Genomic DNA, 23,813 nt, shown 5'->3' with positions numbered 1-23,813 from the left:
ATTATAGGATGTCGGCGTAAACCACCCTAACCCAACACTAGCGTGTTCTGGCTAGGGCTTTCCGAAGGAGGACGATGGGGAGAAGACACCCTCAGAATAGGGGCCGGTTTACAGCGGCCCATGCCCGTAGAGCCAGCTCTTCGGGCAATGTTGGTAGCCGCTACCCAGTCGGCGTTGTGCTGAAACCCACAGGCCACGCAGCGAAAGAGGGACTGGGTCTTCCGGTTCTCTCGGGCGGTGTGCCCGCAACGGGGGCACTCCTGGCTGGTGTGCTTGGGGTCCACCGCCACCACCCGTATCCCCCTCAGCCTGGCCTTGTACTCCAGGAAGGAGCGGAAGCGGGCGTAGGGCCAGAGCTCGTGCAGATAGCGCTCCTCAGGACCTCGCCTCCTGGTGCGGCCCCTGAGCCCGGTGAGGTCCTCAATGGCCAGGGTGTCCCCGGGCTCCAGGCTGTCCACGATGCGCCTCGCCAGGGTATGCAGGGTGTGGTTCACGAAGCGGGCCTCCCTTCCCCCAAGCCGTGCCCAGAGGCGCTTTACCCCCCTGGTGCGTAGGGAAGGGCGGTCCAGTTTGGAGCGGATCTCGGCCCGCTTCCGCAGGTAGTGCAGACGCTTCCCCTTGAGGGGTCCTCCAGAGAACTGCACCCCCGTGGAGAGGGTGGCCAGGGCCCGCTGCCCTAGGTCCACCCCCACCACCTTCCCCCCACCCTGGGGGGGCTCCGGGACCTCTACCCTGAGGGTCAGGTAGATATGCCACCTCCCCTTGGATCCCCGGACCAGAACACCCCCCTGCACGCTCACCGCCTTCCCAAGGACCTGCCGCTGGTACTCCCCCAGCTTCATGGGGACACGCATCCGGCCGGAAACGGTGGAGAGGGAAACCGCCTCCCCCCGGAGGGAAAGCGTCCGCTGGTCAAAGGCACAGGAGGTGGGCCGATAGGCCTTGGCCCGGTTCCCCTGCCTCCGGCCCACCCGGGCCACCACCTGCACGGCCAGGTTGGCGGAAAGGCCCATACCCCGAAGGTCTTTATAGACCAGGTGGTGCAGTTTGAACCGGCGGAACTCCCTCCTCTCCCTGGCCACCCACAGGGTGTGGTTGCAGGCCTGGGTGAAGAGGTGCACGGTCTTCTCCAGGGCCGCGGCCTGCTCGGGGGTGGGCTTGAGGGTGCAGCGCAGGGTGAGGGTCTGCACAAAAGTAGCGTAATAAACTACGCAAGGGAGGTGAGGGGGTGTAGCCGCCCGTGGGCGGCCTGGGGTTTCCCGCCCTAGACCCCATTGGGATGAAGGTCCAGATGCGGCGCTACCGGCTCAAGGAGGGGACCAGGGAGGCCTTCCAGCGGGTCTTCCTGGAGACCATCGTTCCCCTAAGGCAGGCCACGGGCTTCCAGATCCTGGGGGCCTACTGGCTTTCGGAGCGGGACTTTCTCTGGTTCGTGGCCCACGAGGACTTTGAGCAGGCCGAGGCCGCCTACTACCAGCATCCCGAGCGGCAGAAGGTGGACCCCAGGCAGTTCCTCGAGGCCCTGGAGACCCAGTTCGTGGAGCGCCTGCTCTAGCCCTGTAGCCCCCGCCACCCCGATGGCAGGGGAGCAAGGTAAGCTCAGGGGGCATGGAGATCCTCCACCTGGTCCTGCGCAACCTCCTGGCCCGTCCCGTGCGGAGCCTCCTCACCCTCCTGGGGGTTCTGATCGCCACCGCCAGCATGGTCCTTTTCCTCTCCTTCGGCGAGGGCCTGCGGCGCTCCCTCTTCCAGGAACTCTCCCGGGTGGGCCCCGCCATCCAGGTGGTGCCCGAGGGCACGGAGGGCCTGGGGTTTGGCGGCTACCCGGAGATCACCCCCAGGCAGCTGGCCGCCCTCCAGGAGGCCGGGCAGGCCCTGGGGGTGCGGGCCCTGGTCCCCACCCTCTTCCTGGCCCGCGGAGGGTTTGACCCCCAGACCAGCTTCTTCTTCCAGGGCCTACCCCCGGGGGTGGGGCCGGACCTCCTCTACCCCGGGGTGCGGGCCAGGGAGGGCCGCCTGGTGCCCACGGAAGGGGGGGCGGTGGTGGGGGGCAAGGTGGCCAAGCGGAGCCAGCTCTCCCTAGGAAGCCCCTTAAGGCTGTCTCCCCAGGTGGGCCTTAAGGTGGTGGGCATCCTGGAGGAAAGCGGGGGCCTGGCGGACAACCTCATCTTCGTTCCCCTGGCCCCCCTGCAGCAGGTGCTGGGCACGGAGAACTACAGCGCCGTCCTAGTGGCCCTGAACCCCGGGCAGAAGGCGGAAGAGGTAGCCCGGGCCCTGGAGGCGGCCGTGCCCGGCCTCAAGGCCCAGACCACGGGGGAGGTCATGCGCTTCGCCGAGCGCGCCCTGCGCATCAGCGACCTGGTGCGTTTCGGCATCAGCCTGGTGGCCCTCATCGTGGGGGGGCTTCTGGTGGCCAACACGGTGATGATGAGCGTCTACGAGCGCATCCGGGAGTTCGGGGTCATGCGGGCCCTGGGGGCCAGGCGGGGCTTCATCTTCCGCCTGGTGGTGCTGGAGGCCCTCCTCCTCGCCCTCCTGGGGGGTACCTTGGGCCTGGCCCTGGGGGGCGTCGTTTCCTTCGCCATCAACCTCTACACCCTGGACCAGGTGGGCCTGGCCCTCTCCGCCGTGACCCCCCGCCTCTCCCTCTTCGCCCTCCTGGTGGCCCTCCTCCTGGGGCTTTTGGCTGGCCTCCTTCCCGCCTACCACGCTAGCCGCATCCCCGTGGTGGAGGCCCTGGGGCGGGTCTAGCCCAAGGAGGCCCGATGTTGCGCGCGGAAAACCTCAGCAAACGCTACCGGCAAGGGGAAAAGGAGGTGGTGGCCCTCCTGGGCTTCACCTACGCCTTCCCCAGGGGAGCCACCGCGGTGGTGGGGCCTTCAGGAAGCGGCAAGACCACCCTCCTCAACCTTCTGGCGGGCTTTGACCTGCCCAGCGAGGGCGGGGTCTACCTGGACGGCCTCGCCCTCCACCAGCTCCCCGAGGACGAGCGGGCCCGGGTACGCCTCAAGCACATGGGCTTCGTCTTCCAGCAGTGGAACCTGATCCCCACCCTCACCGCCTGGGAGAACGTGGCCTTTCCCCTCCTCCTGGCGGGCCGGCCCCGCAAGGAGAGGCAGGAGCAGGCCTTCGCCCTCCTGGAGCGGGTGGGGCTCGCCCACCGCCTCCACCACCTGCCAAGCCGCCTCTCGGGAGGGGAGCAGCAACGGGTGGCCCTGGCCCGGGCCCTAGCCCTGGACCCTCCGGTCCTCTTCGCCGACGAGCCCACGGGGAACCTGGACGCGGAAAGCCGCGAGCAGGTGGCGGCCCTCCTTTTTGAGGCGGGGAAGGAGAGGACCCTCATCCTGGTCACCCACGACCTGGAGCTGGCCGCCCGGGCCGAGCGCATCCTGTACCTGAAGGGGGGAAGGCTGGCCCGGGAAGAGGTGGTCCAACCCGCAGGGTAGCGGGACATCTTGCCCCGGGGGGGCGTGGCACAATGCCCCCATGGGTAAGCGCATGGTGGTGATCGGGGGCGTGGCGGGCGGGGCCTCCGCCGCCGCCAAGGCCAAGCGGGAGAACCCGGAGCTGGAGGTGGTGGTCTACGAGAAGTCGGGCTTCGTCTCCTACGGGGCCTGTGGCCTGCCCTACGTGCTTTCCGGGGAGATCCCCGGGCTGGAAAAACTCCTGGCCCGGACCCCCGAGGAGTTCCGCAGGCAGGGCATCGCCGTCCACACCCGCCACGAGGTGGTGGACGTGGACCCGGACCTCCGGGTCCTCACGGTCTTTGACCACGGGGAAGGCCGGACCTTCCAGGACCGGTACGACTACCTGGTCCTGGCCACGGGGGCCAAGCCCCTCATTCCCCCCATTCCCGGCACGGAGCAGGAGGGGGTCTACACCTTAAGGAGCATGGAGGACGGGGAAAGGCTCCTAAAGGCCCTGCCGGGGGCCCGGCGGGCCGCCATCCTGGGAGCGGGGTACATCGGCCTCGAGGTGGCGGAGGCCTTCCGCAAGCGGGGCCTGGAGGTGACCCTCCTGGAGGCCAAGGACCGCCCCCTGCCCCACTGGGACACAGAGGTGGGGGACCTCCTGCGGGAGGAGCTGGAGCGCCACGGGGTGGAGGTCTGGACGGGGGTGCGGGTGGAGGCCCTCAGGGGAACGGGGCGGGTGGAGGCGGTGGAGACCTCGGAAGGGGTGGTCCCCGCGGATCTGGTCCTCCTAGCCACCGGCATCCGCCCCAACACCGGACTGGCCCAGGCCATGGGGGTGGCCCTGGGGCCCACGGGGGCCATCGCCACGGATGAGGGCATGCGGACGAACCTGGAAGGGGTTTATGCCGCTGGGGACGTGGCGGAAAGCTTCCACCGGGTCCTGAAGCGCCCCTACTGGCTTCCCCTGGGGGATGTGGCCAACAAGCACGGGCGCACGGCCGGAAGCAACATCGCCGGCCAGGAGGCCCGCTTCGCCGGGGTGGTGGGCACGGCCATCTTCAAGGCCTTCGGCCTGGCGGTGGCCACCACCGGGCTCTCCCTGGAGGCGGCGCAAAGGGAGGGCTTCCGGGCCCGCAAGGTCTTCATCCAAAGCCGCGATGGGGCCCACTACTACCCGGGAAGCCAGCCCCTCTGGGTGGAGCTGGTGTACGAGGAGGGCACGGAAAGGCTCCTGGGCGGGGCGGTGGTGGCCCACGGCCACGGGGCCCTGCGCATTAACGCCCTGGCCGCCCTCCTCCACCGGGAGGGCACCCTGGAGGACCTCCTGGGCCTGGACCTGGCCTATGCCCCCCCCTACAGCCCGGTCTGGGACCCCCTCCTCATCGCCGCCCAGCAGGCCCGGTAGGGCCCAAGCGGTGTACCTTTGCACTCAAAACACCACTCCTCCGTGTGAAGCTCCTGGGCTTACACACTACACCGCCCAAGCCGCCACCCCCAGACTGAACCCTGGAGGTGGCGCATGGAACCCCTCAGCATGCTGACCCCGGAGATGCGGCAGGAGGCGGAGGAGCTTCGCAGGGAGTGGGAGACCAACCCCCGCTGGAAGGGGGTGCGGCGGGACTACCGCCCCGAGGACGTGGTGCGCCTCCGGCCCAGCGTGAAGGTGGAGTACACCCTGGCCAAGCGAGGAGCGGAAAAACTCTGGCAACTCCTCCACGAACGGCCCTACGTGCACACCTTCGGGGCCTACACCGGGGCCATGGCGGTGGAGATGGTGCGGGCGGGCCTCGAGGCCATCTACCTCTCCGGCTGGCAGGTGGCCGCGGACGCCAACCTGGCCTGGCAGACCTACCCCGACCAGTCCCTTTACCCTTACAACTCCGTGCCCCAGATCGTGAAGCGCCTCAACAACGCCCTCATGCGGGCCGACCAGATTGAGCGCTCCGAGGGCAAGGTCACCCGGGACTGGTACGTGCCCATCGTGGCCGACGCCGAGGCGGGCTTCGGCGGAGCCCTGAACGTCTTTGAGCTCACCAAGGCCATGATTGAGGCCGGGGCCGCGGGCATCCACTACGAGGACCAGCTGGCCTCGGAGAAGAAGTGCGGCCACCTGGGGGGCAAGGTCCTGGTGCCCACCGCCCAGCACATCCGCACCCTGCAGGCCGCCCGCCTGGCGGCGGACGTCATGGGGGTGCCCACGGTGATCATCGCCCGCACCGACGCGGAGGCCGCCACCCTCATCACCAGCGACATTGACGAGCGGGACCGGCCCTTCATCCTCCCCGGGGAGCGGACCCCTGAGGGCTTCTACCGGGTGCGCAACGGCATTGAGGCGGGCATCGCCCGGGCCCTGGCCTACGCCCCTTACGCGGACGTCATCTGGATGGAGACCTCCAAGCCCGACCTGGAGGAGGCCCGCAAGTTCGCCGAGGCGGTGAAGCGGGAGTTCCCCGACAAGCTCCTGGCCTACAACCTCTCCCCCTCCTTCAACTGGAAGAAGTTCCTGGACGACGAGACCATCGCCAAGTTCAACCGGGAGCTGGGGGAGATGGGCTACAAGTTCCAGTTCATCACCCTGGCCGGCTGGCACACGGTGAACTACTACATCTGGGAGCTGGCCAAGGGCTACAAGGCCCGGGGCATGCCCGCCTTCGTGGAGCTCCAGCAGAAGGAGTTCCTGGCCCAGGCCCAGGGCTTCACCGCGGTGAAGCACCAGCGGGAGGTGGGGGCCGGCTACTTTGACGAGGTGGTCCTGGCCCTGACCCAGGGGGAGGCCTCCACCCTGGCCCTCAAGGGCTCCACCGAGGAGGCCCAGTTCAACGAGGTGGCCCACTAGCCCCCAGAGGGTTTCCGGCGCCCCGCCCCCCAGGTGGGGCGCCTGCGTTTATCCTTTACCGAAGTTGGGGTATGGAAAAACCTATACCAAGGACTTATAGTGTAGCCACCATGTCGGATGCTCCTACACCCTGGCTGCGCTACCTCGAGGACCTCCGCCCCCACCTGGGGGGGCGTGACCACCGGGGCAAGCGGGGTTCCTTGCGCTGGCTGGAGGCCCTCATGGCCGAGCGGGGCGGGCGCTCGGGCACCGTGCGCAACATCCTTTACAAGGACCTGGGAAGCCCCGAGGAGAAGGAACGCCTCTATGGGGTCATCGCCGACCTGTACAAGGAGGCCGGCCTCACCCCCCCACCGCCCCCGGCGGAACTCTTCCTGGAAAGCGCCCGCAAGGCCCTGGGCCGGGACAAGCGGCGCATCTTCCGCCGTTTCCTCAAGGAGCTGGAGGCGGGGGGGCGGCCGCAGATGGTGGTGGTAGGGGGGCCGGCCACGGGCAAGGGGGTGCTCCTCTCCGCCCTGGCCCGGGCCCTCTCCGCCCTGCCCGGCCGCGAGCCCCTGGTCCTGAACCTGGGGGGGGAGCTGGCCCAGGCCCTGGTACCCCTGGCGGAAAGCCTGGGGGTGGCGGAGGAGGTGCGGGCCCTCCTGGCCCAGCTCTCCCCCACCCAGCCCTACATCCTCCAGGGGGCCCTGCAGCAGGAGGTCCTCACCCTCCTGGCCCGGGGGCTCAACCGGGAGGGCCATCCCCTCCTCCTGCGGGCGGAGGCAGAGGGCACCCTGGAAGGCCTCCCCCTGCGGGGCCCTGACGGGGGGCAACGGGGGCTGGCGGCCTGGCTGGAACCCCTGCTCAAGGGGCTCTCCATTCCCTACCTGGCCGCCTTAAGCGAACCCCCGCCCACCCTGGCCCACCAGCCCCTCTCCCCTCCCAGCCGGGAAGAGGCCCGGCGCTTCGTGCGGGAGAGGCTCCCCCACCTGCCCCCCGAGCGGCTGGAGGCCCTGGTCAACCAGGCAGGGCGCAACTTCGGGGAGCTCTCCCGGCTGGTCCTTCTGGAGGCGGCCAAGCACGACCCCAAGACCCCCCTGCAGGACGATCCCGCCCTGAGGCCCCTCCTCCTGGCCCTGGCCGCCTTCAGCCCCGAGGCCGACCCTGCCTTTCCCCTGGAGCTTCTGGAAAGGGCCCTGGGCAAGCCCCTGGAAAGGCTCTCCCAGGCGGAGCGGGCCCTCTTGGACTGGGTGGGGGAGGGCCTGGTGCGGCCCTCCCTGCGTAGCCTCCTCCCCGAGGAGGCCCCCAAGGAGCTCCACCGCCTGGCCCTGGAGTTCTTCCCCAAGGAGAACCTCTTTCGCCGGCTCCACCACGCCCACAAGGCCGGGGAGCGCCGGGCCCTCCTGGAGCTTCTCCAGGAAGACCCGGCCCGCCTGGCCCTCCTGCCGGGCCTCTGGGAGGAGGCCCAGGGCTGGCCCCGGGAGGACCTCGAGGCCCTGGCCTCGGTGGTGGTGCGCTACCGGGCGGTCCTGGGCCAGTACGCCCACCCCGAGGCGGAGGAGGCCCTCAGGGTGCTCTCCCAGGCACAAGACCCCTCCCTGAGGACCTGGGCCCGCATCAAGGCGGCGGAGGCCAAGGCGGACGCTGCCCTCTACAAGGAGGCCGAGGAGCTCCTACCCCCCAAGGGGGACCTGGGCCTCCTGGACCAGACCGCCCAGGCCGAGGGGCTTTTGGTCATGGCCGCGGTGGAGCGCTGGAAAGGGGACTACGAGAAGGCGGCCCGCTTCGTGGCCGAGGCGGAAAGCCTCCCCGTGGCCCCCTTCCTGCGGGACCGGGTGCAACTCTGGCGCGGCCTGGTGGCCAAGGACCTGGGCCGCTACGCCGAGGCCCTCACCGCCTTGGCCCAGGTGGGCCACGACCCCCTCCTTCTGGGGCGGGCCCGCTACCAGATGGGGGACCTCCTCATGCGCCTGGGGAGCCTCGAGGCCAAGGAACGCATGGAGGAGGGCCTCAAGGCCCTGGAGGAGGCCGGGGCGCCCAAGGACGAGGTGGCCCGGGTGCGGGCCCGCTACGCCACCCTGCTCCGGCGGCTTGGGCTTTACGGGGAGGCGGAAGAGGCCATCCGCAAGGCCCTGGCCGAGGCCGAGGACCCCTTTACCCGCGCCCGGGTAGAGAGCGAGGCGGGCATCCTCGAGGCCGCCCGGGGCCATCCCTTTGAGGCCCTGAGCCTCCTGGAGCGGGCCGAGGCCTACTTCCGCACCACCCAGGAGCGGCCCAAGGAGGCCCGCTACCGCCACCTGCGCACCCTGTTCCGCCTGGGGGCCACCTACCTCCTCCTGGAGGCCGGCCAGCCCTACCGCGCCCCCTTCCTGGGAGGGCTTAGCGCCCCCCATGCCCAGAGGATTTTGGAAAACCTGCTGGAGAAAATCCCCGAGGAGGCCACCGACCGCTACACCGCCTTGAGGCTGGACACGGTGAGCCTGCTTGCCCTCCTCCTCCCCCCCAGGGAGGGCAAGGCCCTCCTCAGGCCCCTCCTGGGGCTGGAAAACCCCTACCTCAGGGCCCAGGCCCGGCTGGCCTACGCGGAGGCCCTGGCCCGGGAAGGGGCCTTTGGGGAGGCCCTGGCCCAGACCGTGGCCCTACCCCCCCTGGAGGACCCCGGCCTCCAGGCCCAGGCCCGGGCGGTGGAGGTGCTGGCCCTCCTGGGCCTGGGGGAACGGGAGGCCGCCCGGCACAAGCTGGAAGAGGTGCGGCAGGGCCACCTGCCCCGGCCCTTCCGCCTGCAGCTGGGCCGGGCCCTCGGGCGCTTCTGCCCCGACCTGGAGGCCTGGCTTCCCCAAAGCCCCCTGGCCCTGCCCGAGGCCCTGGGCTTCCACCTGGCAAATCCCGACTAAACCACTATACTTTTGGAGGGCCAGGGGCTATACTCTTACTGCGAACGGGTCGCAGTAAGCATCCGGCCCGGCACCAGGAGGCAAAAGCATGAACCAGCTGGAAATCCGCGACCTCTGGGCTTCCATTGACGGCGAGACCATCCTCAAGGGCGTGAACCTGGTGGTTCCCAAGGGGGAGGTGCACGCCCTCATGGGCCCCAACGGGGCCGGCAAGAGCACCCTGGGCAAGATTCTGGCCGGGGACCCGGAGTACACGGTGGAGCGGGGGGAGATCCTCCTGGACGGGGAGAACATCCTGGAGCTCTCCCCCGATGAGCGGGCCCGCAAGGGGCTTTTCCTGGCCTTCCAGTACCCGGTGGAGGTCCCCGGGGTCACCATCGCCAACTTCCTGCGCCTGGCCCTCCAGGCCCGCCTGGGGCGCGAGGTGGGCGTGGCGGAGTTCTGGGGCAAGGTCAAGCGGGCCCTGGAACTGTTGGACTGGGACGAGGGCTACCTCTCCCGCTACCTCAACGAGGGCTTCTCCGGCGGGGAGAAGAAGCGCAACGAGATCCTGCAGCTTTTGGTCCTGGAGCCCACCTACGCCGTCCTGGACGAGACGGACTCCGGCCTGGACATTGACGCCCTCAAGGTGGTGGCCCGGGGGGTGAACGCCATGCGGGGGCCCGGCTTCGGCGCCCTGGTCATCACCCACTACCAGCGCCTCCTGAACTACATCGTGCCCGACCGGGTGCACGTGATGATGGACGGCAGGGTGGTGGCCGAGGGCGGCCCCGAGCTGGCCCTGGAGCTGGAGGCCAAGGGGTACGAGTGGCTCCGGGAGAGGGTAAAGGAGGGGGCATGAGCGAGGTTGACCTGAAGACCCTGGGGGAGGAGTACAAGTACCACTTCGTGGACGAGGTCAGGCCGGTCTTCGTGGCCGAGCGGGGCCTCACCCGGCGGGTCATTGAGGCCATCAGCTACCACAAGGGCGAGCCCGAGTGGATGCTGAAGTTCCGCCTGCGGGCCCTGGAGATTTTCCAGAAGAAGCCCATGCCCACCTGGGGCCCGGACCTCTCCGGCCTGGACCTGGAAAACCTGGTCTACTACGTCAAGCCCGCCGAGGTGCGGGACGCCCGGAGCTGGGAGGAAATCCCCGAGGAGATCCGCCGCACCTACGAGCGGCTGGGCATCCCCGAGGCCGAGCGCAAGGTGCTGGCCGGGGTGGGGGCCCAGTACGACTCGGAGATGGTCTACCACCGGGTCAAGGAGGAGCTGGAGCGGCAGGGGGTCATCTTCGTGGCCATTGAGGAGGGGATGAAGAAGTACGAGGACCTCTTCAAGGAGTACTTCGCCACGGTGGTGCCCCCCGAGGACAACAAGTTCGCCGCCCTGAACTCCGCCGCCTGGTCCGGGGGCTCCTTCGTCTACATCCCCCCGGGGGTGAAGGTGGAACTCCCCCTGCAGGCCTACTTCCGGGTGAACACCCCCGAGTTCGGCCAGTTTGAGCGCACCCTGATCATCGTGGACGAGGGGGCCGAGGTGCACTACATCGAGGGGTGCACCGCCCCCATGTACTCCACGGAGAGCCTGCACACCGGGGTGATTGAGATCGTGGTGAAGCGGGGGGCCCGGAGCCGCTACACCACCATCCAGAACTGGTCCACCAACATGTACAACCTGGTGACCCAGCGGGCCCTGGTCTACGGGGAGGCCTTCCACGAGTGGCTGGACGGCAACCTGGGCTCCAAGGTCACCATGAAGTACCCCTCCAGCTACCTCCTGGAGCCCGGGGCCCGCACGGAGATCCTCTCCATCGCCTTTGCCAAGACGGGCCAGCACCAGGACACCGGGGCCAAGATCGTCCTGGCCGCCCCCCACACCTCGGGGACCATCGTGTCCAAGAGCATCTCCAAGGGAGAGGGCCGGGCCAGCTACCGCGGCTTGGTCAAGGTGCTGGACGGGGCGCGGGGGGCCAAGGCCAACGTGGAGTGCGACGCCCTCCTCATTGACCCGGAAAGCCGCACGGACACCTACCCCTACATTGAGATTGAGGAGGAGACCGCCCACGTGGGCCACGAGGCCACGGTCTCCAAGATCAACGACGAGCAGATCTTCTACCTCCAGTCCCGCGGCCTGAAGGAGGACGAGGCCGCTGCCCTCATCGTGCGGGGCTTCATTGAGCCCATCGCCAAGGAGCTCCCCCTGGAGTACGCCGTGGAGCTTAACCGGCTCATTGAGCTGGAGATGGAGGGGTCCGTAGGCTAGACCCCCCTCCGGGCGGCGGACGGGCGTCCCTCGTTCGCCGCCCCCTTGTGCAAGGAGGCCCAATGCAGGTACTGGACAAGACGCGTGTGGAAACCCTCTCCCAGGCCCTGGGGGAACCGGCCTGGGTGCTGGCCAAGCGGCTTAAGGCCCTCGAGGCCTTCCACCACCTCCCCTACCCCACCAAGAAGGATGAGGCCTGGCGCTACACCGACCTCTCCGAGGCCCCCCTGGAACAGGAAGTGGAGGCCCCCAGGGGCCTGAGGCTTTCCCGGGACGAGCTGCCCGAGCTGGTGCGGCGCCGCCTGGAGAAGACCGATGTCTCCGGCTTCCTGGTCTTCGTGGGGCCGGACCTGGTCTATGCGGAAGTCCCCGAGGAGCTTCTGGCCAAGGGCCTGGTCTTCACCTCCCTGGCGGAGGCCCTGAAGCGCCATCCCAACAAGGTGGAAAACGCCCTCTTCCAGGGGGTGTTCACCGAGGACAAGTTCGCCGCGCAGAACGCCGCCTTTTTCACCCACGGGGCCTTCCTCTACGTGCCGGCAGGCCTCGAGGTGGAAAAGCCCCTGGGGGTCTTCAAGGTGCTCCTGGAAGGGGAAAAGGCCTCGGCGGGCCGGAGCCTCCTCTTCCTGGAGGACAACGCCAAGGCCGCCTACATTGAGGAGTACCTCTCCCCCGACCTCCCTCCCACCCTGCACCTCTCGGCCACGGAGATGGTGCTGAGGCCCGGGGCCCGCCTGCGCCACGCCCACGTGCAGACCTTCGGGGAGGGAGTCTGGCACTTCCACCGGCAGCGGGCCCTCCTGGAGCGGGACGCCGGCCTCAACGACCTGGTGGTGAACCTGGGGGGGCGCTACGCCCGGAGCGAGGTGGCCTCCGAGCTCCTGGGAGCGGGCTCGGAAAGCGAGATGCTGGGCCTCTACTTCGGCCACGGGCGCCAGCACTTTGACCACTACACCCTGCAGCACCACGTGGACCACCACACCCGCTCCGACCTCCTCTACAAGGGGGCGGTGAAGGACGAGGCCCGGGCGGTCTTCTCCGGCCTCATCCGCCTGGAGCGGGGCGCACAGAAGACCGACGCCTACCAGGCCAACCGCAACCTCCTCCTCTCCCCCACCGCCCGGGTGGACTCCATCCCCCAGCTGGAGATCGGGGCCAACGACGTGCGCTGCACCCACGGGAGCACCACCGCCCCCGTGGACGAGATGCAGCTCTTCTACCTCCAGTCCCGGGGCCTGCCCCGCACCCTGGCCCAGGAGCTTCTGGTGAAGGCCCACCTAGCGGACGTCCTCACCCGCATCCCCCTAAAGGCCCTGCGGAACCACATTGAGGCGGTGATTGAGGAAAAGGTGCGGCTCTAGGCCCTAGACCCCGGGGCGCCGGACGGGAAGCCGTTCGGCGCCTTGCCTTAGCATGAGGCCATGTGGACCCCGGTAGCCACCCTTAAGGAGTTCGTCAACGGCCGCCTGGTGGTGCGGCGGCCCGAGCACAAGAAGCCCATCCTCCTCCTCCACACCGGGGAGGAGGTCTTCGCCCTGGAGGACGTCTGCACCCACGACGACGGCCCCCTGCACGAGGGGGAGGTGGAGGACGGGAGGATCGTCTGCCCCCGCCACGGGGCCCGGTTTGACCTGCGCACGGGCCGGGGCACCCTGCCCGCCCCCAGGCCCATCCGGGTCTTCCCCGCCCGGCTGGAGGGGGATACGGTCCTCCTGGACCTCTAGCCCTTCCAGGCCACGCCCGCCACGTGGGGGGCCACCACCGGCAGGGGGAGGCGAAAGGCCTCCCCCTCCACCCTGGCAAAGCCTGCCTCCTGGATGAGGCGGAGGGTTTCCCGGTTGGGGTGGCAGCCATCCCCCAAGGCCCTCCACACCGGGACCACCAGGTCCTGGAGGGCGCGGAGGGGCGTACCCCGGGGGGCCGCCACGTGCTCCAGAAAGAGCAGGCGTCCACCGGGCCTCAAGACCCGCAGGACCTCCGCAAGGGCCCGCCTGGGGTCGGCCACCGAGCAGAGCACCAGGGTGGAGACCACCGCGTCCACGCTTTCCGCCTCCAGGGGGATGGCCTCCGCCTGGCCCAGGAGCACCTGGCCCGGGAAGCCCCGGGACTCGAGGGCCCTCTCAAGCCCCGGGTGCAGGTAGGGGTTGGGCTCTAGGCCCAACCAGCGAACCCCCTGGGGATAGGCCTCCAGGTTCACCCCCGTCCCCGGGCCGATCTCCAGGACCGTGCCCCGTAGGCCCGCCAGCAACCTCTGGCGCCAGGCCCAGCTCAGGCGGGCATGCCCCCGGGCCAGGCCGGGAAGCAAGCCGGCGAAAATCCTGGCCTGAAGGCCGCCCTTGGCGCCCACCCCCTTAGCCTAACTCCCCTTTGGGCTCACGCCCCTTGACACCCTCCACCTGGAGGCCTAAGTTGAGGCCAAACCCCACCCCAGGTGGGGTGGGATAGGAGGTGAAGGCGATGCTCAAGCTCAAGGTGGAAGGCATGACCTGCAACCACTGTGTGATGGCGGTCAAGAAGGCCCTCTTGCGGGTGCCGGGGGTGGAAAAGGCCGAGGTGAGCCTGGAAAAGGGGGAAGCCTGGGTGGAGGGCCAGGCCGACCCGCAGGCCCTCCTCCAGGCGGTGGCGGAGGAGGGGTACCGGGCCCAGGTGGCCGGCTAGGGCCATGCCCCACGGGCACCTTCACCTGGACCCCAGGGTGCGGGAGGAGGCCAAAAAACGCCTCCTGTCGGCCAAGGGCCACCTGGAGGGCATCCTGCGCATGCTGGAAGACCCCCACGTCTACTGCGTGGACGTACTGAAGCAGCTTAAGGCGGTGGAAGGGGCCCTGGACCGGGTGGGGGAGATGGTCCTAAGGGCCCATCTGCGGGACCACGTGGCCACCGCCCACGAACGGGGGGACGTGGAGGAAATCGTGGAGGAGCTGATGGAGGCCCTCAAGTACCGGTAGCTTTTATCCCCCCATCCTGACCTCGGAGGTGCAAGAGCCATGCGGTTGCTTACCCTCATCCTCCTTTTCCTGGTGCCAAGCCTTGCCCAGCACGCCCATCACACCCCTCAGGACACGGGGGAGCGGGCCTTCCTCTCGGGCATGATCGCCCACCACGAGGGGGCCCTGGCCATGGCCCGCCACGTCCTGGAGGTGGGCAAGGACAAGCAGGTGCGGGCCTGGGCCGAGGCCATCCTTAAGGACCAGGAGCGGGAAATCGCCCTCATGCGGAGCTGGCTGGTGAGCCTGGGCGGGCTGGACCAGGCGGCCTATAGGGGCATGCAGCAGGAGATGAACACCATGCTCAAGGAGCTCAAAGCCGCCAAGGACCCCGACCGGGCCTTCGTGGAGCTCATGCTCCTCCACCACAAGGGCGCGGTGGAGATGGCCCTCAACATCCTCCCCACCGCCAAGGACCGCCGGGTGCTGGACCTGGCCCGGGACATCATCCTGGCCCAGGCCCAGGAGATGCACGCCTTCAGGCTATGGCTCTTGAGGTGAGGGTTGGGGTAAGGGGCATGACCTGCGCCGCCTGCGTGGCGCGGGTGGAAAGGGCCCTGAAGCGGGCGGAGGGGGTGGAGGAGGCCCTGGTCAACCTCACCACCGAGGAGGCCTTCTTGCGCCTGGGGGAGGGGGTGGACCTCAAGGAGGTCCTGCGGCGGGTGGAGGAGGCGGGGTACGAGCCCGTGGTGGCCCGGGCGGAAATCCCCGTGCGGGGCATGACCTGCGCCGCCTGCGTGGCACGGGTGGAAAGGGCCCTCCAGAGGCTTCCCGGGGTGCTTGCCGCCAGCGTCAACCTGGCCACGGAAAAGGCCTTCGTGGAGTACCTGCCCGACACGGTGAGCCTGGCCCGCCTGCGCCAGGCCATCCGGGAGGCGGGGTATGAGCCCCTGGAAGCCCAAGAAGAAGCCCCCAGGGCCGAACCCCTCTACCGCAAGGACCTTCTCCTGGCCCTGCCCTTTGCCCTCCTCACCCTCCTCCTGGCCATGGGGCCCATGCTCCTGCCCCTCCCCCACCTCCCCCCCATCCTGCAGGCGGCCACCGCCCTTCCCGTGCTCTACGCCGGCCGGCGCTTCTTCCGCCAGGCCTGGGCCGAGGTGCGCCACCGCGCCCTGGGGATGAGCACCCTGGTGGCCCTGGGGGCCGGGTCGGCCTACTTGTACTCCTTCCTTGCCCTCTTCTTCCCCTTCCTCCTCCCGGAGACGGCCCGCCACCTCTACTTTGAGGCCGGGGCGGCCATCCTGGCCCTGATCCTCTTGGGAAAGCACCTGGAGGAAAGCGCCAAGGGCAAGGCCTCGGAGGCCATCCGCAAGCTCCTCTCCCTGAGGCCCAAGACGGCCCGGGTGGTGCAGGAAGCCGGGGAGAAAGAAATCCCCGCGGAGGCCCTCATCCCCGGGGACCTGGTCAGGGTCCTGCCTGGGGAGCGCATCCCTGCGGACGGGGTGGTGGTGGAGGGCCAGAGCCACGTGGACGAGGCCATGCTCACCGGGGAGCCCATCCCCAAGGCCAAAGGCCCTGGGGACGAGGTGGTGGGGGGCACGGTGAACGGGGAAGGGCTCCTCCTGGTGCGGGTTAGCCGCGTGGGGGAGGCCACGGTCCTGGCCCAGATGGCCCGCATGGTGGAGGAGGCCCAGGGGCACAAGCCCAAGGTGCAGGAGCTGGCCGACCGCATCGCCGCGGTCTTCGTTCCCCTGGTCCTCCTGGTGGCCCTTCTGACCTTCCTCCTCTGGCTTCTTTGGGGGCCCGGGCTTTCCCACGCCTTCGTGGCCCTCCTTTCCGTGCTCCTCATCGCCTGCCCCTGCGCCATGGGCCTGGCCACCCCGGCGGCCATCGCCGTGGCCACGGGAAAGGCGGCGCAGATGGGGATCCTTTTCCGCAAGGGCACGGCCCTGGAGGGCTTGGCCCGGGCGGACACCGTGGTGCTGGACAAAACGGGAACCCTTACCCTGGGCAAGCCCACCCTCACCCAGGTCCTGCCCTTTGGCCTGCCCCAGGAGGAGGCCCTGCGCCTGGCCGCCGCCTTGGAAGCAGGAAGCACCCACCCCATCGCCAAGGCCATCCTGGAGGCCGCCTCTGGCCTTCCCCTGCCGGAGGCCAAGGAGGTGCGGGCCCTCCCCGGGGAGGGGGTGGAGGGGGTGGTGGCGGGGAGGCGGCTTTTCCTGGGCAACCAGGCCCTCATGGAGCGGCTTGGCCTGAGCCTCCCCCCCGAGGCCCAGGCCCTGGCCGAGGAAGGGTCCACGCCCTTTTACCTGGCGGAGGAGGGGGGGTTGCTGGCGGCCTTCCAGGTGTTTGACCCCCCCAAGCCCGAGGCCCGGGCCGTGGTGAGCGCCCTGAAGGGGCTAGGCCTCACCCCCGTCCTCCTCACCGGGGACCACCCCCTTCCCGCCCGCAGGGTGGCGGAGGCTCTGGGCATCGGGGATGTGCTGGCCGGGGTGCGGCCCGAGGGGAAGGTGGCGGCCATAGAGAAGCTCCAGAAGGAAGGGCGCCGGGTGGTCTTCGTGGGGGATGGCATCAACGACGCCGCCGCTTTGGCCCGGGCGGATGTGGGGGTGGCCCTGGCCACGGGCACGGAGATTGCCCTCGAGGCCGGGGACGTGGTCCTGATGTCGGGGAACCTGTGGGGGCTGGTGGACGCCCTCCTCCTGGCCCGCAGGACCCTGCGCACCATCCACCTCAACTTCTTCTGGGCCTATGCCTACAACGTCCTCCTCATCCCCGTGGCCGCGGGGGCCCTTTACCCCCTCACCGGGCTCCTCCTCCACCCCGCCTTAGCGGCGGCGGCCATGAGCCTCTCCAGCCTCTTCGTCCTCACCAACTCCCTGCGGCTTCGGGGCTTCCGGGCTTACCGGGGACTAACCGCCACCCCCTAACCTGGGAAAAGGAGGTGCGGCATGATGGCATGGGCACACGGATGGTACGGCTACGGCCCCCACATGGGCTGGGGCTTGGGCTGGTTGGGCTGGCTTTATCCCCTCTTCTTCCTGGCCCTTCTGATCCTGGGGGTCTACCTGGTGGTGCGGACCCTGGCCCCCAAGCAGGAGGACCGGGCCCTGGAAATCCTCAAGGAGCGCTACGCCCGGGGGGAGATTGACAAGGAAACCTTCGAGCGCATGAAGCGCGACCTCTCATGAAGGTCCTCCTGGTGGACGACGACCCGGCCCTCCTCGAGGTCCTCGGGGCCTACCTCGAGGGGGCCGGGTTTGAGGTCCTCGTGGCGGAGGACGGGGAGAAAGCCCTGGAGCTCTTCCCCACCGCCGATCTCGTCATCCTGGACCTGATGCTCCCCAAGGTGGGGGGCTTGGAGGTGGCCCGCATCCTGCGAAGGGAGCGCCCCGAGCTTCCCCTCCTCATCCTCACCGCCAAGGGGGAGGAGGAGGACCGCGTCCTAGGCCTGGAGCTCGGGGCCGACGACTACGTGGTCAAGCCCTTTAGCCCCAAGGAGGTGGTGGCCCGGGTCAAGGCCCTCCTCAGGCGGGCAGGCCTCAAGGAGGAGCTCAGCTACGGCCCCTTGCGCCTCCTTCCCAAGGAGCGCCAGGCCTACCTGGAGGGCAAACCCCTTCCCCTCTCCCAGCTGGAGTTTGACCTGCTCCTCACCCTGGCCCAGCACCCGGGCATGGTTTTCACCCGGGAAAGGCTTTTGGAAAAGGTATGGGGGCCGGATTTCCCGGGCATAGACCGGGTGGTGGACGTGCACATCGCCGCCTTGAGAAAAAAGCTTATGGACGATCCGGAAAACCCCCGGTTCATTGAAACGGTGCGGGGTGTGGGATACCGCTTCCGGGAAACCGATGCGCCTCTTCGCTAAGCTCTTCCTCAGCCATCTCCTGGTGGCCCTCCTGGCCCTTTTCCTGTTCTTCCTCCTGGCCGAAGCCCTGGCTCCCTCCTTCTACCGGGGACACGTGGAGCGCATGTACCACGCCCTCTCCATGATGGGGGGGCTCATGATGGGCGAGGCCTTGAGACGGGACCTCGAGGAGGGCCTGCGCTCCACCCTCACCGCCGCCCTCCTCTCCGCCCTCCCCCTATCCGTGCTTGGGGCCGCCCTCTCCGCCTCCTTCGCCAGCCTGCGTTTCTCCCGCACCGCTAGGCTTCTGGCGGAGGGCAGCCGGCGCATGGCCCAGGGGGAGTACCGGGTGCGCCTTCCTACCCTAGAACGGGACGAGCTGGGCGAGGTGGCCCTCCACTTCAATCGCCTGGCCGAGGCCCTGGAAAAGGTGGAACAAAGCCGGGTAGAGCTCATCGGCACCGTAGCCCACGAGCTCAGGACCCCCCTATCCGCCCTGCAGGCCTACGCCGAGGCCCTGGCGGACAGGGTCATGGAGCCTGAAAAGGCAGCGGAAAGGATCCAGCAGGAAGTGCGGGCCATGAGCCGGCTGGTCCGGGACCTCTCCCTGGTTTCCCAGGTGGAGGCAAGAGCGGTGGAGCTTCATCCCCAGCCCCTCGACCCCAAAGGCCTCCTGGAGCAGGCGGCGGAGCGCTTCCGTCCCGCCTTCCAGGCCAAGGGGGTGGCCCTGGAGGTGGTGGCCCACTCCCTCCCCCTGGTCTGGGCCGACGAGGAACGGACCCTCCAGGTGCTGGCCAACCTGCTTTCCAACGCCCTTCGCCACACCCCAGAGGGAGGAAAGGTGAGGCTTGGGGCGGAGGCCATGGGCCAGGCGGTGGTCTTCAGCGTGGAGGACACGGGTCCTGGCATTCCCGAGGAGCACCTTTCCCGCATATTCGAGCGGTTTTACCGTATAGATCCCTCCCGTAGCCGCCAAGACGGGGGAACAGGGGTGGGCCTCACCATCGCCAAGGGCCTGGTGGAGGCCATGGGGGGGGGGATTTGGGTGGAAAGCCGGTTAGGCCAGGGAAGCGTTTTCCGCTTCACCCTCCCCCTTTACACAGGCTTAACGGGGAAGGGTTAGGGTGGGTGCCATGAAGAAGCTTCTGGCGCTTGCCCTCGGCGTGGCTTTAGGTCTGGCCCAGGCCCCTAGCCCTGAGGCCCTCAAGGGCCTGGGGCCCGAAGAGGCCCTGGCCCTGGCCAAGCGGTGGCGGGAAGAAGGGCAAAGGGTGGTGAGCTACGTGACCCCCGAGGCCTTCTTCTTCGAGTTCCCGGACGGTCGCAAGGCCCAGGTGGCCCTCAAGGACCGCTTCCTCCTGGCGGTGGCCCCCTATGTCAGCCGCACCCACCCCTGCCAGGTCCACTACTTTTCCAGCTGCACCGGGGAGCTACAGGAGGAGGTATTTCTGGTGCGGGTGCTGGAGGGGGAAAAGGAGGTGCTCAAGACCCAGGTCAGATCGGGGAAGGACGGGTTCTTTGAGCTCTGGTTGCCCCGCAACCGCCGCTACACCTTGGAGATCCGCTGGGGGAACCTGGCGGCCACCGGCTCCGTGGCCACCTTCAGCCAAAGCCCCACCTGCCTGACCGGCTTCCGCCTTGCCTCGCGGTAGAACGCCATGCGCCCTCTCGCCCTCCTTCTCACCCTGGGCCTTGCCCTAGCCCAAACCTCCTTGGGCCCGGTGCCTACCCGGGACGTCCACGCCCTTTTATGGCACCCCTCGGGAGCCTTGCTCCTGGGCCACCACGACGGCATTGTTCTCTGGAATAACAGCACCCCCCAGGACCTGGTGCGGCGGCGGGACTGGGACGCCATGAACCTGGCCTGGGACGGCAGGCGCCTCCTGGTTGCCGGGCACTGGATCTATGCGGAAAGCCAGGATCTCAAGCGCTTCCGCGACCTAAAGCCCAAGGGCCTTCCCGCCTTGGACCTCCACGCCTATGCCGTAAATCCCAAGAAGCCCGAGGTCCACTACACCCTCGAGGCCACCTACGGCTACTTCCAGAGCCAGGATGGAGGGCAGACCTGGACGAAGTTGCCTGCCCAGGGCCTGCCCAAGGCCGGGATGGCTTTTCTCCTGGTGGACCAAAAGGGCCGCATCTGGGCCTCCCTTATGGAAAGAGGGCTCTTCCTGAGCGAGGACGGGGGTAGGAGCTTCCGCCCCATCCCCACCCCGGACCCCGCCCCTGGACCCTTGGCCCTCTCCCCCTCCGGCACCCTGTACCTAGGAGGGCAGCTTGGAATATGGCAACGAACAGAAGTGGGCTGGCGCAGGCTCTGGCAGGGTACGGTGCTGGCCCTGGCCGCCCACCCCCAGGAGGAGGGCCTGCTGGCCTGGGTGGACGGAAGGGGCACCCTCTGGCGGGGGCGCTAAGGGCTATTCCTTCCAGGCCACCCCGGCCACATGGGGGGCCACCAGGGGAAGGGGCAAAGCGAAGGACGCTGCCTCCACCCGGGCAAACCCGGCCTCCCGGATAAGGGCCAGGGTTTCCCGGTTGGGGTGGCAGCCATCCCCCAAGAAGGCCCATAGGGGGCAGAGGAGGTCCTGGGCCCAGCGCAGGCCGGAACCCCGGGGAGCGGCCACATGTTCCAAAAAGACGAAACGCCCCCCGGGCTTCAACACCCTGAGGATCTCCGCCAACGCCCGCCTGGGGTCCTCCACCGAGCAGAGGACCAAGGTGGCCACCACGGCATCCACGCTTTCCTGCGGCAGGGGAATCTCCTCCGCCTGGCCCAGCAGCACCTCGCCCAAGACTCCCCTCTGCCGCAAGGCCGTTTCCAACCAGGGGTGCAGGTGGGGATTGGGCTCGAGGCCCAGCCAGTAGACCCCATCCGGCAGGTAGGCCAGGTTAATCCCTGTTCCCGGGCCGATCTCCAGCACCGTGCCCGCCAGGCCTCCCAGGAGTTTCCTCCGCCAGGGCTCGCTTACCCTGGCGTGCCCCTGGGAAAGAGCGGGAAGAAGCGCCGCGAAAAACCGAGCCCTTAAGCCCCTCTTCATGCCCTTGCCTCCCATGCTAGAGGTTCCAGTAAAGCACCGTATCCAAAAGCCCCAGCACCACGAAGACCCCTCCTGCACCCCTCAAAAGCGCGCTCCCCAGATGGCGCATCCCCTTAAGGGCTTGGCCCCGGCCCAGGCGGGCGAAGAGCAGTAGCAGCAAACCCAAGGGGAGGCCCGTCCCCAGGGCAAACACACCGGGGAGCAGGAAACCCAGGGGCGAGGCCAGGGCCAGGGGAAGCAAAAGACCGAAAAAAAGCCAGAAGAGGGTGGGGCAGAAGGCCAGGCCGTAAACCCCCCCGAGGGCTAGGGGCCCAAGAAGCCCGCCCCACGTTCCCACCCGGGCCCCCACGCCCTCCGGCACCCCCCAGGCCAGGGGCCAGCGCACCACCCCCAAAAGGCCCAAGCCCACCAGGATCATGAAGGGCCCAAGGGCCAGCCGCACCGGGCGGAAGATGGCCCCGGGGTTGTCCAGGGACCCGCCCAGCAAGAAGAGGACCACTCCGGCAAGCACCAGGTAGGTGAGGGCCTTCCCCAGGAGAAAGGCCAGAAACCTGGGCCAGACCCTTCCCTGAATAGCGGAAGGAGCCAGATAGGCCAGGGCGCTGGCCCCGGTGGTGATCTGGCAGGGAGCAAAGGCCGCCAAGACCCCAACAAGGAAAGCCGAAAGCCAAGGAACCCCCACTTCCCGCCTCAGCCCATCCACCCAGGGGGCCAGGAGAGCGTAAAGAGTGTTGGCCGTTCGGTAAAGGCTTCGGGAAACCTCCTCCAGTAGCCCGCTTCCCAGGGCCAACCCCACCAGGCCCAGGACGGCAAGACCCAGCACCAGCAGCCCTCCTCGCATGCCCATCAGCTTAAGGGCCAAACGTTAAGTGCCGGTAAAGCCCCTTTATGCCAGCTTAACAATACCGGCCTAGGGTACAGGTGGAGGTGGATCGTGGGCATGATGGGTTGGGGCGGTATGGGTTTCGGGTGGTTCTTCGGGCTTCTCAGCATACTCCTGGTGCTGGCCCTCTTGGGTCTTCTCCTGTACCTGGGCCTTCGGGCCTGGGAACGGGGAAGCGGGGAGCCAAAAAAGGATGCGGCCCTGGAAGCCCTGCGCCTCCGGTACGCCAGGGGCGAGCTGGACGAGGAAACCTACAAAAGGTTGCGGAAGGAACTGGAAAAGGGAGGTGCAGCATGAAACGCTACGGTTTAACTTTAGGAGTTCTGGCCCTCGCGCTTTTAGGCCTTGCCCTCACCCAGGGCATGATGGGGGGCTTTGGCCCGGGGATGATGGGCTACGGCCCCCAGTACGGCCCGGGGATGATGGGCTACGGGATGATGGGCGGCCACGGGATGATGGGCATGATGGCGGTCTACCCCCCGGAGGCCCAGCCCATCCCCCAGAAAGAGGCCAAGGCTCGGATGGAAGCCTACGCCAAGCGCATCTACCCGGGGGCACGCCTTAAGGACTTCATGGTCTTCAGCCAAAACTACTATGCCCAGGTGGTGGACGAGAAGGGGCAGGGGCTTTTTGAGCTCATCGCCGACCGCTACACCGGGGTAGTCTCCCCGGAACCTGGCCCCAACATGATGTGGAACACCCGCTACAGCATGATGGGCGGGCCCGTGCAGACTCCTGTCCGCTTCTCTGTGGAGGAAGCCAGGAAGCTGGCCGAAACCTTCCTGAAAGGCTACCTCCCGGGTGCCCGGGTCCTGGAAGCCGGGGCTTTCCCCGGGTACTACACCTTTGACTTCGGGCGTAAGGAGGTGGAGGGCATGCTTTCCGTGAACGCCTACACAGGGGAGGTCTGGGTCCACACCTGGCACGGCTTCTTCCTGGGAGAGTGATCCCGGTAGGGCCCTTGCCCGGGGCAGCTGCCCTGGGCGGGGCCCGGGCCTTTCCTATACCCCCCAAAACCCCTCAACACAACTTTCACGAAAGGCCTTTTCCCTCAGGTTCCGCTACACTTTAGGTAAGGAGGGTATCGTGACGGACCTAAGGAAAACCCTAAAAGCCAGCCTGGCCGAGGCCCGGGCCCGGCTGGAGGCCGCTCTAAAGGAAGAGGGCTTCGGCATCCTCACGGAGATCGATGTGGCCGCCACCCTAAAAGCCCGCCTGGGCCTGGAAAGGCCCCCTTACCTGATCCTGGGGGCCTGCAACCCGAACCTGGCCGCTAAGGCCCTCGAGGCCGAACCCGATATCGGCCTCCTCCTCCCCTGCAATGCGGTGCTCAAGGAGGGGCCAGAGGGCGTGGAGGTCCTCTTGCAGGATCCCAGGGAGATGTTCCGGGTCCTTCCTACAGAAACCCAGGAGGCGCTCAAACCCGTAGCCGAGGAGGCGAGAAACCGGCTGGAGAAAGCCTTGGCCAAACTCTAGGGGGTTCTGGAGGGACCTTTATACTTCTTTTACCCCCTTTTCGGATATTCACCTGCGTACTCACCTCACGCCACCGCCCGCAACACCCGGGTGATGGGCAGACCCGCCTGCCCAAGAAGCTGGGCCACCACGCTCCAGGCCATCACCCAAGCTTCCACTTGCAGGGCCACCGCCTTCAGCCCCCGTACCCTCCCCACCGCCCCCACCAGCCCCATCGGCCCCTTCAGCAGACCAAAGACCGTCTCCAGCTCCCACCGCCGCCCCAAAAGCCTCCGGTACGCACCTC

26 protein-coding genes and 1 pseudogene are annotated in these 23,813 nt (G+C 68.3%); 22 read left to right on the top strand and 5 right to left on the bottom strand.

From position 1 onward, the window contains the following. Positions 1–26 precede the first annotated feature (26 nt). Entirely contained in the window at positions 27–1,190 is a 1,164-nt protein-coding gene (locus tag B128_RS0104670; RefSeq protein WP_018111115.1) for an RNA-guided endonuclease InsQ/TnpB family protein, read from the bottom strand. 89 nt (positions 1,191–1,279) lie between these two features. On the opposite strand from B128_RS0104670, the gene B128_RS0104665 reads away from it, so the two are divergent. From B128_RS0104665 to B128_RS0104620, 10 genes are all read left to right on the top strand, one after another. Next, on the top strand, positions 1,280–1,555 hold the full coding sequence (locus B128_RS0104665) for an NIPSNAP family protein (protein ID WP_040683573.1): 276 nt from the start codon (positions 1,280–1,282) through the stop codon (positions 1,553–1,555). Positions 1,556–1,608: 53 nt separating this feature from the next. Further along, positions 1,609–2,751, top strand: coding sequence for an ABC transporter permease (locus B128_RS0104660; RefSeq protein ID WP_018111113.1), 1,143 nt, complete (start codon positions 1,609–1,611; stop codon positions 2,749–2,751). 14 nt (positions 2,752–2,765) lie between these two features. Next, on the top strand, positions 2,766–3,446 hold the full coding sequence (locus B128_RS0104655; protein ID WP_018111112.1) for an ABC transporter ATP-binding protein: 681 nt from the start codon (positions 2,766–2,768) through the stop codon (positions 3,444–3,446). Between the two features lie 40 nt (positions 3,447–3,486). Further along, entirely contained in the window at positions 3,487–4,818 is a 1,332-nt protein-coding gene (locus B128_RS0104650; RefSeq protein WP_018111111.1) for an FAD-dependent oxidoreductase, read from the top strand. A gap of 114 nt (positions 4,819–4,932) precedes the next feature. After that, positions 4,933–6,249, top strand: coding sequence for an isocitrate lyase (gene aceA, locus B128_RS0104645; protein ID WP_018111110.1), 1,317 nt, complete (start codon positions 4,933–4,935; stop codon positions 6,247–6,249). Between the two features lie 110 nt (positions 6,250–6,359). After that, a complete protein-coding gene (locus tag B128_RS0104640; RefSeq protein ID WP_018111109.1) occupies positions 6,360–9,122 on the top strand; it encodes a hypothetical protein in 2,763 nt (920 codons plus the stop codon). A gap of 88 nt (positions 9,123–9,210) precedes the next feature. Further along, positions 9,211–9,963 carry a Fe-S cluster assembly ATPase SufC gene (gene sufC / locus B128_RS0104635; RefSeq protein ID WP_018111108.1) on the top strand — a complete coding sequence of 251 codons (753 nt, stop codon included), beginning with the start codon at positions 9,211–9,213 and terminating at the stop codon, positions 9,961–9,963. After that, complete coding sequence (sufB, locus tag B128_RS0104630; protein ID WP_018111107.1) at positions 9,960–11,366, top strand: Fe-S cluster assembly protein SufB; 1,407 nt, start codon at positions 9,960–9,962, stop codon at positions 11,364–11,366. The genes sufC and sufB overlap by 4 nt, the downstream gene beginning before the upstream one ends. 62 nt (positions 11,367–11,428) lie before the next feature. Further along, the gene (gene sufD / locus B128_RS0104625; protein WP_018111106.1) at positions 11,429–12,724 is read left to right on the top strand and encodes a Fe-S cluster assembly protein SufD; all 1,296 of its coding nucleotides are present in this window, start codon (positions 11,429–11,431) and stop codon (positions 12,722–12,724) included. A gap of 60 nt (positions 12,725–12,784) precedes the next feature. After that, positions 12,785–13,087, top strand: coding sequence for a Rieske (2Fe-2S) protein (locus tag B128_RS0104620; RefSeq protein WP_018111105.1), 303 nt, complete (start codon positions 12,785–12,787; stop codon positions 13,085–13,087). Here B128_RS0104620 and B128_RS0104615 read toward each other — a convergent pair. Beyond that, positions 13,084–13,710, bottom strand: coding sequence for a class I SAM-dependent methyltransferase (locus B128_RS0104615; protein WP_018111104.1), 627 nt, complete (start codon positions 13,708–13,710; stop codon positions 13,084–13,086). The two genes, B128_RS0104620 and B128_RS0104615, sit on opposite strands and share 4 nt — an antisense overlap. A 110-nt stretch (positions 13,711–13,820) precedes the next feature. Here B128_RS0104615 and B128_RS0104610 point away from each other — a divergent pair, with 110 nt between their 5' ends. Genes B128_RS0104610 through B128_RS0104570 form a run of 9 tightly spaced genes read left to right on the top strand, consistent with a single transcriptional unit; the run spans position 13,821 to position 20,544 of the window. Beyond that, entirely contained in the window at positions 13,821–14,021 is a 201-nt protein-coding gene (locus B128_RS0104610) for a CopZ family metallochaperone (RefSeq protein ID WP_018111103.1), read from the top strand. Between the two features lie 4 nt (positions 14,022–14,025). Next, on the top strand, positions 14,026–14,310 hold the full coding sequence (locus B128_RS0104605) for a metal-sensitive transcriptional regulator (protein ID WP_018111102.1): 285 nt from the start codon (positions 14,026–14,028) through the stop codon (positions 14,308–14,310). Between the two features lie 39 nt (positions 14,311–14,349). Beyond that, the gene (locus tag B128_RS0104600; protein ID WP_018111101.1) at positions 14,350–14,850 is read left to right on the top strand and encodes a DUF305 domain-containing protein; all 501 of its coding nucleotides are present in this window, start codon (positions 14,350–14,352) and stop codon (positions 14,848–14,850) included. After that, entirely contained in the window at positions 14,835–17,219 is a 2,385-nt protein-coding gene (locus B128_RS0104595; protein ID WP_026175022.1) for a heavy metal translocating P-type ATPase, read from the top strand. Before B128_RS0104600 ends, B128_RS0104595 begins: the two co-directional genes overlap by 16 nt. A 21-nt stretch (positions 17,220–17,240) precedes the next feature. Next, a complete protein-coding gene (locus B128_RS0104590; RefSeq protein ID WP_018111099.1) occupies positions 17,241–17,480 on the top strand; it encodes an SHOCT domain-containing protein in 240 nt (79 codons plus the stop codon). Next, positions 17,477–18,154, top strand: a complete 678-nt coding sequence (locus B128_RS0104585; RefSeq protein ID WP_018111098.1) for a response regulator transcription factor — start codon at positions 17,477–17,479, stop codon at positions 18,152–18,154. Before B128_RS0104590 ends, B128_RS0104585 begins: the two co-directional genes overlap by 4 nt. Continuing rightward, positions 18,138–19,256, top strand: coding sequence for a sensor histidine kinase (locus B128_RS0104580; protein WP_018111097.1), 1,119 nt, complete (start codon positions 18,138–18,140; stop codon positions 19,254–19,256). Before B128_RS0104585 ends, B128_RS0104580 begins: the two co-directional genes overlap by 17 nt. Before the next feature lie 10 nt (positions 19,257–19,266). After that, positions 19,267–19,782: a CueP family metal-binding protein gene (locus B128_RS0104575; protein ID WP_018111096.1), complete on the top strand. Its 516-nt coding sequence runs from the start codon at positions 19,267–19,269 to the stop codon at positions 19,780–19,782. Between the two features lie 6 nt (positions 19,783–19,788). After that, a complete protein-coding gene (locus B128_RS0104570; protein WP_018111095.1) occupies positions 19,789–20,544 on the top strand; it encodes a WD40/YVTN/BNR-like repeat-containing protein in 756 nt (251 codons plus the stop codon). 3 nt (positions 20,545–20,547) lie between these two features. On the opposite strand, the gene B128_RS0104565 is transcribed toward B128_RS0104570, so the two are convergent. Further along, positions 20,548–21,168, bottom strand: a complete 621-nt coding sequence (locus B128_RS0104565) for a class I SAM-dependent methyltransferase (protein WP_018111094.1) — start codon at positions 21,166–21,168, stop codon at positions 20,548–20,550. Between the two features lie 16 nt (positions 21,169–21,184). Beyond that, positions 21,185–22,015 (bottom strand): urease accessory protein UreH domain-containing protein, encoded by an 831-nt coding sequence (locus tag B128_RS0104560; protein ID WP_026175021.1) that lies wholly within the window; start codon positions 22,013–22,015, stop codon positions 21,185–21,187. 93 nt (positions 22,016–22,108) lie between these two features. Between B128_RS0104560 and B128_RS0104555 the strand changes: the two genes are divergently transcribed. From B128_RS0104555 to B128_RS0104545, 3 genes are all read left to right on the top strand, one after another. Next, the gene (locus B128_RS0104555) at positions 22,109–22,348 is read left to right on the top strand and encodes an SHOCT domain-containing protein (RefSeq protein WP_026175020.1); all 240 of its coding nucleotides are present in this window, start codon (positions 22,109–22,111) and stop codon (positions 22,346–22,348) included. Next, positions 22,345–22,998 carry a hypothetical protein gene (locus tag B128_RS0104550; protein ID WP_018111091.1) on the top strand — a complete coding sequence of 218 codons (654 nt, stop codon included), beginning with the start codon at positions 22,345–22,347 and terminating at the stop codon, positions 22,996–22,998. Before B128_RS0104555 ends, B128_RS0104550 begins: the two co-directional genes overlap by 4 nt. A 139-nt stretch (positions 22,999–23,137) precedes the next feature. Further along, positions 23,138–23,527 carry a DUF302 domain-containing protein gene (locus B128_RS0104545; protein WP_018111090.1) on the top strand — a complete coding sequence of 130 codons (390 nt, stop codon included), beginning with the start codon at positions 23,138–23,140 and terminating at the stop codon, positions 23,525–23,527. A 65-nt stretch (positions 23,528–23,592) separates the two neighbouring features. Here B128_RS0104545 and B128_RS12235 read toward each other — a convergent pair. Next, a pseudogene (locus tag B128_RS12235) lies at positions 23,593–23,813 on the bottom strand (transposase); the annotation flags it as partial.

The organism is Thermus igniterrae ATCC 700962, assembly GCF_000376265.1.
Classification (GTDB): domain Bacteria; phylum Deinococcota; class Deinococci; order Deinococcales; family Thermaceae; genus Thermus; species Thermus igniterrae.
This window is presented reverse-complemented; position numbering and strand designations above follow the sequence as displayed.

What these genes read in the sequence shown, in the direction of transcription:
- B128_RS0104665 (WP_040683573.1), top strand. Translation starts at nt 1,280, where the DNA reads ATGAAGGTCCAGATGCGGCGCTACCGGCTCAAGGAGGGGACCAGGGAG.
- B128_RS0104660 (WP_018111113.1), top strand. Translation starts at nt 1,609, where the DNA reads ATGGAGATCCTCCACCTGGTCCTGCGCAACCTCCTGGCCCGTCCCGTG.
- B128_RS0104655 (WP_018111112.1), top strand. Translation starts at nt 2,766, where the DNA reads ATGTTGCGCGCGGAAAACCTCAGCAAACGCTACCGGCAAGGGGAAAAG.
- B128_RS0104650 (WP_018111111.1), top strand. Translation starts at nt 3,487, where the DNA reads ATGGGTAAGCGCATGGTGGTGATCGGGGGCGTGGCGGGCGGGGCCTCC.
- aceA (WP_018111110.1), top strand. Translation starts at nt 4,933, where the DNA reads ATGGAACCCCTCAGCATGCTGACCCCGGAGATGCGGCAGGAGGCGGAG.
- B128_RS0104640 (WP_018111109.1), top strand. Translation starts at nt 6,360, where the DNA reads ATGTCGGATGCTCCTACACCCTGGCTGCGCTACCTCGAGGACCTCCGC.
- sufC (WP_018111108.1), top strand. Translation starts at nt 9,211, where the DNA reads ATGAACCAGCTGGAAATCCGCGACCTCTGGGCTTCCATTGACGGCGAG.
- sufB (WP_018111107.1), top strand. Translation starts at nt 9,960, where the DNA reads ATGAGCGAGGTTGACCTGAAGACCCTGGGGGAGGAGTACAAGTACCAC.
- sufD (WP_018111106.1), top strand. Translation starts at nt 11,429, where the DNA reads ATGCAGGTACTGGACAAGACGCGTGTGGAAACCCTCTCCCAGGCCCTG.
- B128_RS0104620 (WP_018111105.1), top strand. Translation starts at nt 12,785, where the DNA reads ATGTGGACCCCGGTAGCCACCCTTAAGGAGTTCGTCAACGGCCGCCTG.
- B128_RS0104610 (WP_018111103.1), top strand. Translation starts at nt 13,821, where the DNA reads ATGCTCAAGCTCAAGGTGGAAGGCATGACCTGCAACCACTGTGTGATG.
- B128_RS0104605 (WP_018111102.1), top strand. Translation starts at nt 14,026, where the DNA reads ATGCCCCACGGGCACCTTCACCTGGACCCCAGGGTGCGGGAGGAGGCC.
- B128_RS0104600 (WP_018111101.1), top strand. Translation starts at nt 14,350, where the DNA reads ATGCGGTTGCTTACCCTCATCCTCCTTTTCCTGGTGCCAAGCCTTGCC.
- B128_RS0104595 (WP_026175022.1), top strand. Translation starts at nt 14,835, where the DNA reads ATGGCTCTTGAGGTGAGGGTTGGGGTAAGGGGCATGACCTGCGCCGCC.
- B128_RS0104590 (WP_018111099.1), top strand. Translation starts at nt 17,241, where the DNA reads ATGATGGCATGGGCACACGGATGGTACGGCTACGGCCCCCACATGGGC.
- B128_RS0104585 (WP_018111098.1), top strand. Translation starts at nt 17,477, where the DNA reads ATGAAGGTCCTCCTGGTGGACGACGACCCGGCCCTCCTCGAGGTCCTC.
- B128_RS0104580 (WP_018111097.1), top strand. Translation starts at nt 18,138, where the DNA reads ATGCGCCTCTTCGCTAAGCTCTTCCTCAGCCATCTCCTGGTGGCCCTC.
- B128_RS0104575 (WP_018111096.1), top strand. Translation starts at nt 19,267, where the DNA reads ATGAAGAAGCTTCTGGCGCTTGCCCTCGGCGTGGCTTTAGGTCTGGCC.
- B128_RS0104570 (WP_018111095.1), top strand. Translation starts at nt 19,789, where the DNA reads ATGCGCCCTCTCGCCCTCCTTCTCACCCTGGGCCTTGCCCTAGCCCAA.
- B128_RS0104565 (WP_018111094.1), bottom strand. Translation starts at nt 21,168, where the DNA reads ATGAAGAGGGGCTTAAGGGCTCGGTTTTTCGCGGCGCTTCTTCCCGCT.
- B128_RS0104560 (WP_026175021.1), bottom strand. Translation starts at nt 22,015, where the DNA reads ATGGGCATGCGAGGAGGGCTGCTGGTGCTGGGTCTTGCCGTCCTGGGC.
- B128_RS0104555 (WP_026175020.1), top strand. Translation starts at nt 22,109, where the DNA reads ATGATGGGTTGGGGCGGTATGGGTTTCGGGTGGTTCTTCGGGCTTCTC.
- B128_RS0104550 (WP_018111091.1), top strand. Translation starts at nt 22,345, where the DNA reads ATGAAACGCTACGGTTTAACTTTAGGAGTTCTGGCCCTCGCGCTTTTA.